Raw genomic sequence first — 12,787 nt, forward strand, 5'->3', positions numbered from 1 at the left:
AAGCGCGAAGCGCGTCTTCTGGAGCTCGCTCCTGCTCGCGGCGGTGCTGCGCGCCGTCGCTTCCGTGCCCTTCATGGTCGGCTGGTTCGACGAGATCTGGCAATATCTCGAGCCCGCCTGGCATCTTGTCGCCGGGCCCTGGGTGCAGACCTGGGACTATCGCGCCGGCCTGCGCAGCTGGCTGATTCCCGAGCTGCTCAGCCTGCCGATGGGGCTGGGGCACGCACTGTCCCCCGATACGACGCTGCACCTGTTGCTGGTGCGGTTCACCCTGGCGGCGCTCTCGCTGGTGATCGTGGGCGCGGCGGTGGCGCTCGGGCTCAGGCTGTCGCGATTGCACGGGATCGTTGCCGGATTCGTCGCGGCGACCTGGTTCGAGCTGGTTTTCTTCGCCCCGCGCGCGCTTTCGGAGCCGACCGGGCTGGCGCTGCTGATGGGCGCGGTCTGGCTGCTGCTCGCGCGGGACCGGCCGGGACCTCGCCAGTTCGCCCTTGCCGGGCTGCTGATGGGGCTCTGCTTCGTCGCGCGCATCCAGTACGCCCCTGCCCTGCTCACCCTGGCGATCCTGACCGCGCGCGGGGACGGGCGCGGCGCCTGGCTGCCGATGATCGCGGGCGGCTGCGGCGCGCTGGCAGTGGATGCGCTGGCCAATCTCGCCATGGGCGCCGTCCCCTTCCGCTGGATGATCGAGGCGGCGCGGATCAACATCGTTGAAGGACGCGCCAAGGCCTATGGCACGATGCCGGTCACCGGCTATTTCGCGCTGATCACCTGGTACTGGACCCTCGCCGCGGCGCCGATCCTGCTGCTCGCCTGGGTCGGGGCGAAGCGCTACCCGGCGCTGCTCTGGATCGCGCTGGTCCATCTCGGTTTCCACTCGCTGATCGGCCACAAGGAATATCGCTTCGTGCTGGCGAGCACCGCGCTGCTGGTGATCCTGGCGGCGATCGGCAGCGCCGACCTGTTGCGCCGCGTGCCCCGCCGCCGGCTGGCGCTGGCCACCGCCGGCACGCTCTTGCTGTGGGGCGGGACCTCGGCGGCGCTGGCCATGGGGCATTTCCGCCCGAACTGGACGATGGAGAGCGATCTCGCCGCCGCGCTGGAACGTGCCGGCCGGCCGCCCGCGACCTGCGGCCTCGCGCTGTATCGCCCGCGCGACACCGTTGCCGGCGCCTATGCGCTGTATCGGCGCGATACCCCGATCTATGTGATCGGGACGCCGGCGGAAGCCCGGCGGCGCGCCGATGCATTCGACGTAGTGGTTGCACCGCGTACGCATGTCGCCGAGCTGCCCCGCCAATATCGCCTCGAAAGCTGTGCCGCGCCGGGCATCACCGATGCGCCGGGCTGCGTCGCGCGGCGCATCGGCAGCTGCACGCCGGATCCGGCCGCGACCAGTCTCAACGCCTGGCTCGCCGCCGGCGGCAATTGAAACCTCAGGATTTTCCCTGCGTTCTGGCCAAAAAGTGCGTCCGGTTTCCGCGATGTTCACGCTTCACCGCTACAAGACTGGCATTCGTCGCAACCCGGGATAGCGCGGCCTTTCGCGATACGCACATCCGCTACATGATTCCGAACGGGTAAAGGGTCGGGTAAAAGTGTTTAAGTTCGAGGACTTCTCGAGATTTCAACGGGCAGTGACGATCGCGGGCCTCGGCCCTGCGATGCTGGTCGGCTGCACGGTGCACGGGGATCCCTCGCTCGCGACCTTCGCGCCCGCCAGCTACGGCGTGAGCCTGGCCTTCCCCTGGGAAGGCAGCGCCAAGCCGACCGCAGCCACCTGGAAGCCGAGCAGGCCTGCACCGCAGGGGCTGGTCAGCGCGATCGACGGCATCACCCGCAATTTCGACGGCCTGGTCGGCGTGGCGGTGACCAATGTGCGCGACGGCTGGATCGTCACCTCGAACGACGCCGCGCGGCCGATGCCGCAGCAGAGCGTGTCCAAGCTCTGGGTCACCATGACGGTGCTCGACCAGATCGACCAGGGCAAGATCCGCCTCGAAGACCCGATCACCATCACCAGGGCCGATTTCACCCTGTTCCACCAGCCGATCGCCGCGCTGGTCAAGGGCGACCAGGGCTATACCACCACGGTCGGCGAGATCGTGCGCCGCGCGATGCAGATGAGCGACAACACCTGCAACGACAAGCTGCTCCGGCTGGTCGGCGGGCCGGACGCCATCCGCGCCTTCCTGGCGCGCAAGGGCATCACCGGCGTGCGCTTCGGCCCCGGCGAGCGCCTGCTCCAGGCAGGCACTGCCGGGCTGGAGTGGAAGCAGGAATATTCGATGGGCAACGCCTTCATGGTCGCCCGCTCGCGCCTGTCGCCGGCAGTCCGGCTCGCGGCCTACGAATCCTATGTGAAGAATCCGCCCGACGGCGCGGCGGCTGCCGGCATCTCGGTGGCACTCGCCCGGCTGAAGCGCGGCGAACTGCTGTCGCCGGCCTCGACCGCCTGGCTGATCCGGACGATGGATGGCGCCAAGACCGGGCGCTACCGCGTGCATGGCGCGGTGCCCGCCGGCTGGGTCTATGGCCACAAGACCGGGACAGGCCAGGACCTTGGTTCGCGCACCGCGGGCTTCAACGATGTCGGCATCCTCACCGCGCCGGACGGCACTTCCTATGCGCTGGCCGTGATGATCGGCGACACTCGCCGCCCGATCCGCGAGCGCCAGATGCTGATGCAGCAGGTGGCGCAGGCGATCGTCGCGCATCATGGCAGCACGCCGCCGGTGCAGGACACTGCCGATCCGGCGTGGAAGGCCTTCACCAGCGGCAAGTAAGTTCGGGCGCAAGCAGCGGAAGGCGCGCGGGGCCGCAACCCGCTAGCCCGGCGCCATGCTTGACCGTTTCGACTGGACCGCGATCGCCGCATCGCTCGACACACAGGGCTGGGCCGTGCTGTCCGGCCTGCTCTCTCCCGCCGAATGCGCCGGAACCGCCGCGTTCTACGATGCGGAAGCCGGCTTCCGCAGCCGGGTGGTGATGGCGCGGCACGGCTTTGGCCGCGGCGAATATCGCTATTTCGCCTATCCGCTGCCGGACATCGTCGCGCAGCTGCGGACCGGGCTCTATCCGCCGCTCGCCGCGATCGCCAATCTCTGGAACCACCGGATGGGAATCGAGCAGCGTTTCCCGCCGGCGCATGGAGATTTTCTCGCGCGCTGCCACGAAGCGGGGCAGCGCCGCCCTACCCCGTTGCTGCTTCGCTATGGTCCGGGCGATTACAACTGCCTGCACCAGGACCTGTATGGCGAACATGTTTTCCCGCTCCAGCTCGCGGTGCTGCTCTCCGCGCCGGGTGAAGACTTTACCGGCGGCGAGTTCGTGCTGACCGAGCAACGCCCGCGCATGCAATCGCGTGTCTCTGTGGTGCCGCTACGCCAGGGCGATGCGGTGGTCTTCGCGGTCAACCAGCGCCCAGTGCGCGGCAGCCGGGGCGATTACCGCGTGGCGATGCGTCATGGCGTCAGCGAAATCCGCGCCGGGCATCGGCATGTACTCGGGGTGATATTCCATGATTCGGTGTAATCTCGACTCGCCAGCGTAACGAAAGCGCCGGATAGTCCCTGAAACTTCCGGGGGAGCTCGTCGCGTGGATATCCGGCTCAACTTCATCAACAGATCGAACGACACCCACAACACGCAGGTACTGTTCTATTCGGAGAACCTGCCCCCTGCCCAAGCGGGTCCCGCAGCCGCCTGGAAGGTGATTCGCAATTGCGGGCCGGGCAGCAATCACCCCTTCACCGTTCCGGCGGCTTCGCAGATCAGCTATCTCGACAGCGACGGCAATTATACGCCGCGCCTGCCGGCCGAGCCCGGCCAGAGCTTCACAGCGACCTTCACCAATGCCGGCGACACGATCCAGATGACTGGTCCGGCGAGCAACCCCCAGGCAATCGAGCTGATCAATACCCTGCCGAGCGGGGCGATCACCGCGCAGATCTACAAGGACGGCAGGCTATATTCGGGCGGTGCCGTCATCCATCCGGGGGCAAGGGCCGAGTTCGTGCTGGAACCCCGGCTCTGGATCGGCACCTTCTCCCATATGACGCCGGCGGATTCGCCGGTTCCGATCAGCGTGGCGCAGGACAATAGCGAGATCTCGCTGCTCGGCATCGCCAGCGCCGATATCGTGATGACCGGCAGTGGCCCGGGCGACGAGGCCTCGCCCTTCCAGTTCACCCTGCAAAATATCGTAATGGCCTGAGGGGCTTTGTTCGGCGCACCGGCTCGGCTATCCCGGCGCGGCAATGCCTCATCTCTATCTCGTCGATGGCTCCGGCTATATCTTCCGCGCCTATCATCGGCTGCCGCCGCTCACCAACAAGCATGGCGAGCCGGTGGGTGCCGTCTATGGCTATACGACCATGCTGTGGAAGCTGGTCGACACGCTGAACAAGGCCGACGGCCCGACTCACATGGCGGTGGTGCTCGACAAGAGCGAGCACACCTTCCGCAACGAGCTGTACGACCAGTACAAGGCGCACCGCCCGCCGGCGCCCGAGGATCTGGTGCCCCAGTTCCCGATGATCCGCGACGCGACGCGCGCCTTCTCGCTGCCCTGCATCGAGGAAGCCGGCTGGGAAGCCGACGATTTGATCGCCAGCTATACCAAGGCGGCGCTGGCCCAGGGCTGGCAGGTGACCATCGTCAGCTCCGACAAGGACCTGATGCAGCTGATGACCGATCCGTCGGTCGACATGCTCGACACGATGAACAACCGGCGGCTGGGCCCGGCGGACACCGAGGAGAAGTTCGGCGTCGGCCCCGAGAAGCTGGGCGAAGTGCTGGCGCTGATGGGCGACAGTGTCGACAATGTTCCCGGCGTGAAGGGCATCGGCCCCAAGACCGCCGCCAAGCTAATCCAGGAGTTCGGCACGGTCGAGGCGGTGCTGGAGGCGGCACCGGCGATGAAGCCGTCCAAGATGCGCGACAATCTGATCGAGCATGCCGATATGGCGCGGCTGTCGCACCAGCTGGTGCAGCTCGCGAGCGACGTGCCGCTGCCCGAGCCGCTCGAGGATTTCGCGCTGCAGGGCATCCCGGATGCGCCGCTGCGCGCCTTCCTCGAGCATCACGGCTTCCGCACCCTGCTCAACCGGCTGTCGGCGGTGGCCGAGGCGCCGGTCGAGACGCATGAGACGCCGGGGCTGGAGGAAGACCCGCCCTGCAATCACGACGGCTATGAGACGGTCACCGACGAGACCGCGCTCGATCGCTGGATCACCATCGCCAGGCATCAGGGCTGGGTCGCGATCGATACCGAGACGACCGGCGTCGATGCGACGCGCGCCGAGCTGGTCGGCGTGTCGATGGCGCTGCACCCCAACCTCGCCTGCTATATTCCGCTCGGCCATGGCGGTACCGACATGTTCGCCGAGAAGCCGGTGCAGATCGATCGCTCGGTGGCGATCGCCAGGCTGAAGCCGCTGCTCGAGGACCCCGCGGTCCTCAAGATCGGGCACAATCTGAAGTACGACATGATCGTGCTGGGCCGTGTCGGGATCGATGTCGCGCCCTATGACGACACGATCGTGATGAGCTTCGACCTCGATGCCGGCCTGCACGGCCACGGCATGGACGAACTGGCGGCGACGCACCTATCGCACAGCTGCATCGCCTACAAGGACGTGGTCGGCACGGGGAAGAACCAGCTCGGCTTCGGCCAGGTCGATCTCAAGGCCGCCACCCGCTACGCCGCCGAGGATGCCGACGTCACGCTGCGGCTGTGGCGGCGCTTCAAGCCGCGGCTGGCCTATGAAGGCTCGACCCGCGTCTATGAGATGGTCGACCGGCCGCTGGTCTCGGTGATCGCCGGCATGGAGCGCGAGGGCATCAAGGTGGATGCGCAGGTCCTCCACAAGCTCTCGACCGACTTCTCGCACCAGATCGCGGCGCTGGAGGAAGAGATCCACGGCATTGCCGGGTTCAAGTTCACCATCGGCAGCCCCAAGCAGCTCGGCGACGTCCTCTTCGACAAGATGGGGATCAAGGGCGGGCGCAAGGGCAAGTCCGGCGTCTATTCGACGGATGTCAACGAGCTCGAGCGGATCGCGGCGGACAAGGATTCGCCGGGCCGCGAGATGGTGCTCAAGGTGCTCGACTGGCGCCAGCTCACCAAGCTCAAGTCGACCTACACCGATGCGCTGCAGGCGCAGATCAATCCGGCGACCGGCCGCGTGCATACGAGCTATTCGCTCACCGGCGCGCAGACCGGGCGATTGAGCTCGACCGACCCCAATCTCCAGAACATCCCGATCCGCACCGAGACCGGGCGGCAGATCCGCGATGCCTTTGTGGCGGAGCCGGGCAATGTCATCCTCTCGGCCGACTATTCGCAGATCGAACTGCGGCTGGCCGCGCATATCGCCGACGTGCCCGCGCTGCGCGAAGCCTTCGAGCAGGGCGAGGACATCCACAACCGTACCGCGATGGAGCTGTTCGGTGAAGTGAACCGCGACACCCGCGGCCGCGCCAAGACGATCAACTTCGCGATCCTCTACGGCATCTCGCGCTGGGGCCTGGCCGGGCGGCTCGACGTGACGCCCGACGAGGCGCAGGCGATGATCAACCGCTATTTCGAGCGCTTCCCGGGGATCAACCGCTACATCGCCGACACGCTGAGCCTCGCCAAGGAGCGCGGCTACACCACCACTTTGTTCGGCCGGAAGACGCACTTTCCGCGGCTCAAGGCCTCCAACCCGAACGAGCGCGCCGGCAGCGAGCGCGCGGCGATCAATGCACCGATCCAGGGCACCAGCGCCGACATCATCAAGCGCGCCATGGCGCGGATGGGCCCCGCCCTGCTCGAAGCGGGGCTGCCCAATGTGAAGATGCTGCTCCAGGTGCATGACGAACTGGTGTTCGAGCTGCCCGAGGGGGATGTGGAGGCCGCCAAGCCGGTCATTCAGCGGGTGATGGCGACCGCGGCCGAGCCGGCGGTGAAGCTGACCGTGCCGCTCGGCGTCGAGATCGGCGTGGGCCCGAGCTGGGGCGCGGCGCATTGAGCGAGGCCGTGATCGCGCCTTCGGGCGGTGAGGACATCAATGCGCTCGCCAAGGGCGGGCGGACCAACATGCTGGGCTTCATCATCCGGCTGGTCGCGCGCCTGCCCTTCCTGTTCATCGCGGGCCGCGCCTATGGCCCGGACATTGTCGGCCGCTACGCGATCGCGGTGCTGGTGATCGAAGTCGCCGCGCTGCTCGCCACGCTCGGCCTCAAGCGCGGACTGGCCCAGGCGCTCGCCCGCACCGACCGGCCCCATGCCCATGTCGTATGGGACGCGATGGTGGTGGCGCTGATCGCCTCGCTGATCGCCAGCGGAGTGCTGGTCCTCTTCCCCCAGGCGATGTTCCCCAACAGCCCGGTGACCGGGCTCGAGCCGCTGCTCGCGCTGGTGGTGCTGTGCCCGGCCCTGTCGGACGTGGCGCTCTCGGCCTGCGCCTATCGCCACAATATCGGCGCCGCGGTGACCGCGCGGGCGATCATCGAGCCCTGGACGATCAGCATCGCTGCCTGGGGCTTCTCCTATGTCTCGGCACGCGATGGGCTGCTTTACGCCTATGCTCTGTCGATGATCGCCGCGCTTGGTGCCTCGATCGTGCCGTTCGTCAAGGATTACGGCCTGCCGCATGGCTGGCGTCCGCGGCCCTCCTCGATCTGGGGGCTGGCGCGCGCCAACGCCCCGCTCGCCGGCGCCGACGCGATCGAATGGGCGACGCGCAATGTCGATCGCTTCATCCTCGCGCTGCTGTTCAGCCCGGCGGTGGTCGGCGTCTATTACATGGCGCAGCAGGTCGCCTCGGTGCCGCAGCGGCTCAAGTCGAGCTTCGATCCGATCCTGGGGCCGGTCGTCACCAAGGCGCTGGCCGAGGGCGACAAGGTGGCGGTGGCCAAGCAGGTCCGCCAGGTCGGCTTCTGGGTGACCAGCGCGCAGGCGGCACTCGCCGTGATGTTCTCGATCCCCGCCGAGGGCGTGATGGGGCTGATCGGCAAGGAGTTCGTGATCGGCGCGGGTGCCCTGTGCATCCTGCTCGTCGCCGAGGTGCTCGCCTCGACCGGCGCGGTCTGCGAGACCGGGCTGGTCTATATCGCCCGGCACAAGAACCTGGCGATCTCGGTCTGCGTGCTGCTGCTGCAGATCGTGCTGAGCTTCGTGTTCGTGGTGGTGGCCCGCGAAGAGGGTTGGTCCGAGCCGATCCAGGCCGCCGGTCCCGCATTGGCGCTGGCGGTGTCGCTCACCATCGGATCGGCGGTGAAGGCCGCCCTGCTCTACCGCCTTACGGGTGCGCCGGTCGTATCCATCCGGCCGAGTTTCTTCGCGGCGATCGCGATCGCCTGCCTGGTCGGCAGCGCGTTCACTTCGTTGCCCAAAAGCGCCGAATGGGCCGAGCTGAGCTTCGGCATGCCGGCGATCCTGATCACCTATCTGTTCGTGATCATCAAGTTCGGCTTCGGCCCCGAGGACAAGGCGCTGTTCCGCAAGATGCCGCGCGCGGGCGAAGCGACGCTGCCGACCGAAGAGAAACTGTAAGCCCCCTCCCCCGAAAGGGAGGGGGGAGATCGGATCAGTGCCGGAAGTGGCGCATGCCGGTGAAGATCATCGCGAGGCCGGCTTCGTCGGCGGCGGCGATCACTTCGTCGTCGCGGATCGAGCCACCCGGCTGGATCACCGCGGTCGCACCGGCTTCCACCGCGGCCAGCAGGCCGTCGGCGAAGGGGAAGAAGGCGTCCGAGGCCACGGCCGAGCCGATCGTGCGGGTCTCGTCCCAGCCTGCCTTCTCGGCGGCGTCCTTGGCCTTCCAGGCTGCGATGCGGGCGCTTTCCAGACGGTTCATCTGGCCGGCACCGACGCCCGCGGTCGAGCCGCCCTTGGCATAGACGATCGCGTTCGACTTGACGTGCTTGGCCACCGTCCAGGCGAACAGGCAGTCGGCGAGTTCCTGCTCGGTCGGCTGGCGCTTGGTAACGACCTTGAGGTCGCCCGCGTCGATCCCGCCATTGTCGCGGCTCTGGACCAGCCAGCCGCCGGTGATCGACTTGGCCATCAGGCCCGGGCGCTTCGGATCGGGCAGGCCGTCGGTGAGCAGCAGGCGCAGGTTCTTCTTGGCGGCGAACAGCGCGAGCGCCTCCTCATCGGCCCCCGGCGCGACCACGACTTCGGTGAAGATCGAGGTGATCTGCTCGGCCGTAGCGCGATCGAGCGGGCGGTTGACCGCGATGATGCCGCCGAACGCCGAAACGGTGTCGCAAGCAAAGGCAGCCGCATAGGCCTCGGCCAGCGTGTCCGCGCTCGCCACGCCGCAGGGATTGGCGTGCTTGACGATCACCACGCTCGGCGGGCCATCACGGAATTCGCTGATCAGCTCTAGCGCCGCGTCGGCGTCGTTGTAATTGTTGTAGCTCAGCTCCTTGCCCTGCACCTGGCGCGCCTGGCCGATGCCCTGCGCCGCCGGGCCGGTCGCGGCATAGAAGGCGGCCGACTGGTGCGGGTTCTCGCCATAGCGGAGCGCCGCGCCGCGCTTGAGGCTGAGGTTGAGCATCTCGGGGAAGGCCTCGCCCTGATCGGCGAAGGCGAACCAGCTCGAGATCATCGAGTCATAGGCGGCGGTGGCGGCATAGGCCTTGGCGGCGAACTTGCGGCGCTGCTCGAGCGTCGTCGTGGCACCGTGCACCAGCGGATAATCGGCCGGATCGGTGAGGATCACGACGCTCTCATGGTTCTTCGCGGCCGAGCGGACCATCGACGGGCCGCCGATATCGATATTCTCGATAATCGTCTCGCGATCGGCGCCGCGCGCCACGGTCTGGGCGAAGGGATAGAGGTTCACCACGACGAGATCGATCGCGCCGATTTCATGCTCGGCCATCGAGGCCTCGTGCTCGGCATTGCCGCGCACCGCGAGCAGGCCGCCATGGACCTTGGGGTGCAACGTCTTCACCCGGCCGTCCATCATCTCGGGAAAGCCGGTGAGATCGGAGATGTCGCGAACGGCCAGCCCGGCATCGCGCAGGGCAGTGGCGGTGCCGCCGGTCGAGACGAGCTCGACACCCTGTGCGGCAAGCGCGGTTGCGAGTTCGACGATCCCGGTCTTGTCGGAGACGGAGAGTAGCGCACGGCTGATCTTGATCTGGTCCATGCGGCATGCCCCTCTACGGATCGGGGCGGTGCTGGCAACCCCTAGTCGTCAAGTTCGACGCGGATGCAGGGGATAAAGTCGCCCCCGCCCTCATCGCGGCGGTGCCAGATCTCGACGACGTTATAGTGATGGAAATAGCCATCGGCCTCGATCGCAAGATATTCGCCGATACGGGGAAGAAAGCCGAATTCGCTGGTGAGGAACGGCTCAAGGTCGTCCTTGCCCTGGAATATCTCGACCCGCGCCACCTATTTCGCCCTGTGAAACAGCCAGCTCACATTGGCGCCGCCCGCCAGCGATTCACCGGTAATGACGAGCTGCTTGGTCGCCATCGGCTTGCCGGCGCCGTCGATCCAGATCGAATCCTCGAACGCCAGCGAACCGCCCTTGCAGCGGAACTGCCAGAGATGGCCGCTCGGCAGGCGCAGGATCGCGGCCTGCCCGTCCGCAGTCGGCGAGATCTCGACCTGGGGGGCGAGGTGGAAGCGGATCGCGAAGGGCGTGTTGGCCTTGCGCTTCCGCTTGTCGGCGGGGAGCAGCATGTCCTCGCCGCGCACGTCGCGCCCGTCGCCGCCCAGCGCGATCAACCGGCGATGGGTGAAGCCGAGGCGGCGGACATAACCGTCATGGCTGGCCTCGACCCGGCTGCCATTCTCGCTCTCGGTACGCGCCAGCTCGACTTCGACGACGCCGCGGCCAAGCGAGCCGTCGGGATGAATCGCGGTGGAGTTGCTGTCGGCGAGCACCAGCGTGGAGTGCGCGGCAGTGGTCCGCAGCCCTTCGGTGAGCGCGTTCGGCAACGAAGCCGTCGCCATGTTCGCGCCACCGCAATTGACCACGATCCGGTGCGGTCCGTCGGAAAGCTCGAAGGCAAGCGTCGAGGCGCAACCGCCGGCGGCAAGCCGGGCGAGCGGCGGCGGGGCCGCATCGATGATCAGCACGGTGCTGCCGGCGTTCAGCCGCTGATAGCCCCATTCGCGCGCCTGCTTGAGCGGGCGGGTACGCACACCGGTCGCCTCCACGACCTGCTCGATCATCGCGCCGGAAACCGGGGCGCAGCCCTGCCAGCTGCCCAGCCCCTTGTCGCCATGGCAGACGCCGAGCAGCGCGGTGACCATGCGGTTCAGCGCCGAGGCGACAAAGGCGGGCGGCTCGAGCCGGCGCGCTTCATAGGCGTTGGACAGGATCGCCAGCAGCTGCACCGCGTCGAGCTGGCTCCAGGGCGAGCGGCCGACGGTGCCGCCATCGTCGAACATCGACTGTTCGAGCGCGCGCTTGAGCCCGGTCTCGCCGAAGGAGCGGCGCGGATCGCCGCCCGGGATCATCAGCCCGGCGACGAGCACGCCGCACCAGGCCGCGATCCGCCCCGGTCCAGGGGCGACGCGATCGGCGGCGCGGTCGAGGTGGCGCGCGCCCTTGGCCAGCGCGTGGAGCACCGAGGAGCGATAGACGAGGTCGTTGGCCGAGAGGATCAGCGGCGCATGCGCCGTCCAGGCGAGGATGCGCCGGCCGACCAGATCGGCCCGCCATGCCGGCTCGGAAACCTTGTCGCCATGTGCCGACAGCCAGCGCTGCATCAGCGCCTCGGCGATCGGCGCGGCGGTGACGCGGGTGGTGACGCTCGACAGGTCGCGCAGCCAGCCAAAGCCGTGGAGATACTCGCCCATCGCCACCGACCAGTCCGGCCGGGCGAAATCGAGACTGGCGATCGAGCGCTGCTCGCCGCGGAAGCAGACGGCACCGTCGAGCAGGGCATTGCCGCGCTCGACATCGCCGAAGAACGGGTCTTCGCCAACCGCGATCAGCTTGAGGGGGTGCCGGCCCTTCAGGCGCATATTGTGGAGCGGGCTCCGCCAGGCGAGGCGCTGGAAATGTTCGGACAGCCGCTCGGCGAGGCTGAGGCCGCGCTCGCCGCCGGTGCGGATGAGCCGCTTGCCCTGCTCGACTCCGTCGGCCCCGGAGTCGATCGGTTGGTCATTCACCCGCCTCGTAGCGCGGCGATGTTCGCCGCGTACTGACCCGGCCCGCCGGTGAAGGTCGCGGTGCCGGCGACGAGTGCGTCGGCACCTGCCGCGATCGCGCGCGGTGCGGTCTCGCGATCGATGCCGCCATCGACCTCGAGGTCGATCGCGCGGCCGCTGGCATCGATCCGCTTGCGCAACTCGGCGATCTTGCCGAGCTGGCTCTCGATGAACTTCTGCCCGCCGAAGCCGGGGTTGACGCTCATCACCAGGATCAGGTCGATCATGTCCATGACATAGTCGACCGACTCCACCGGCGTGGACGGATTGAGCACCACGCCGGCGCGCTTGCCCAGGCCCTTGATGGTCTGGAGCGTGCGGTGGAGGTGCGGGCCTGACTCGGGATGCACCGAGATGCAGTCGGCGCCCGCATCGGCGAAGGCCTGGAGCATCGGATCGACCGGCGCGATCATCAGGTGGACGTCGAACGGCTTCGCGGTGTGCGGGCGGAGCGCCTTGATCACCGCCGGGCCGATCGTGATGTTGGGGACGAAATGCCCGTCCATCACGTCGACATGGATCCAGTCGGCGCCGGCGGCGTCGATGGCGCGGACTTCCTCGCCCAATTTGGCGAAATCGGCGGAGAGGATCGAAGGTGCGATGCGGACGGCCATGACA

The 12,787-nt window shown here is 67.7% G+C and carries 10 protein-coding genes; 6 read left to right on the forward strand and 4 right to left on the reverse strand.

Annotated elements, in window-relative coordinates; translation table 11 throughout:
• Nucleotides 1-43 precede the first annotated feature (43 nt).
• The 6 genes from O3305_RS15090 (at nucleotide 44) to O3305_RS15115 (ending at nucleotide 8,542) form a co-directional block, all read left to right on the forward strand.
• Entirely contained in the window at nucleotides 44-1,432 is a 1,389-nt protein-coding gene (locus O3305_RS15090) for a glycosyltransferase family protein (protein ID WP_269573284.1), read from the forward strand.
• Nucleotides 1,433-1,664: 232 nt separating this feature from the next.
• Entirely contained in the window at nucleotides 1,665-2,786 is a 1,122-nt protein-coding gene (locus O3305_RS15095) for a serine hydrolase (RefSeq protein WP_502958207.1), read from the forward strand.
• Nucleotides 2,787-2,841: 55 nt separating this feature from the next.
• Nucleotides 2,842-3,534, forward strand: a complete 693-nt coding sequence (locus tag O3305_RS15100) for a 2OG-Fe(II) oxygenase (RefSeq protein WP_269573286.1) — start codon at nucleotides 2,842-2,844, stop codon at nucleotides 3,532-3,534.
• A gap of 64 nt (nucleotides 3,535-3,598) precedes the next feature.
• Nucleotides 3,599-4,216: a hypothetical protein gene (locus O3305_RS15105; RefSeq protein WP_269573287.1), complete on the forward strand. Its 618-nt coding sequence runs from the start codon at nucleotides 3,599-3,601 to the stop codon at nucleotides 4,214-4,216.
• A gap of 43 nt (nucleotides 4,217-4,259) precedes the next feature.
• Nucleotides 4,260-7,016, forward strand: a complete 2,757-nt coding sequence (polA, locus tag O3305_RS15110; protein ID WP_184163466.1) for a DNA polymerase I — start codon at nucleotides 4,260-4,262, stop codon at nucleotides 7,014-7,016.
• A gap of 68 nt (nucleotides 7,017-7,084) precedes the next feature.
• A complete protein-coding gene (locus tag O3305_RS15115) occupies nucleotides 7,085-8,542 on the forward strand; it encodes a lipopolysaccharide biosynthesis protein (RefSeq protein ID WP_269576527.1) in 1,458 nt (485 codons plus the stop codon).
• Between the two features lie 34 nt (nucleotides 8,543-8,576).
• Here O3305_RS15115 and purH read toward each other — a convergent pair whose 3' ends face one another.
• From purH to rpe, 4 genes are read right to left on the reverse strand one after another with little or no spacing between them, the layout of a single operon-like run.
• Nucleotides 8,577-10,148 (reverse strand): bifunctional phosphoribosylaminoimidazolecarboxamide formyltransferase/IMP cyclohydrolase, encoded by a 1,572-nt coding sequence (gene purH, locus O3305_RS15120; RefSeq protein WP_269573288.1) that lies wholly within the window; start codon nucleotides 10,146-10,148, stop codon nucleotides 8,577-8,579.
• Nucleotides 10,149-10,189: 41 nt separating this feature from the next.
• Nucleotides 10,190-10,396: a hypothetical protein gene (locus O3305_RS15125; protein WP_269573289.1), complete on the reverse strand. Its 207-nt coding sequence runs from the start codon at nucleotides 10,394-10,396 to the stop codon at nucleotides 10,190-10,192.
• On the reverse strand, nucleotides 10,397-12,130 hold the full coding sequence (locus tag O3305_RS15130) for a heparinase II/III family protein (RefSeq protein WP_269573290.1): 1,734 nt from the start codon (nucleotides 12,128-12,130) through the stop codon (nucleotides 10,397-10,399). It abuts the gene before it with no gap.
• Nucleotides 12,127-12,783: a ribulose-phosphate 3-epimerase gene (gene rpe / locus O3305_RS15135; protein ID WP_269573291.1), complete on the reverse strand. Its 657-nt coding sequence runs from the start codon at nucleotides 12,781-12,783 to the stop codon at nucleotides 12,127-12,129. The genes O3305_RS15130 and rpe overlap by 4 nt, the downstream gene beginning before the upstream one ends.
• Between the last annotated feature and the right edge of the window lie 4 nt (nucleotides 12,784-12,787).

This window comes from Sphingomonas sp. NIBR02145, from assembly GCF_027359115.1.
In the GTDB taxonomy this organism is placed as follows: Bacteria; Pseudomonadota; Alphaproteobacteria; order Sphingomonadales; family Sphingomonadaceae; genus Sphingomonas; species Sphingomonas kyeonggiensis_A.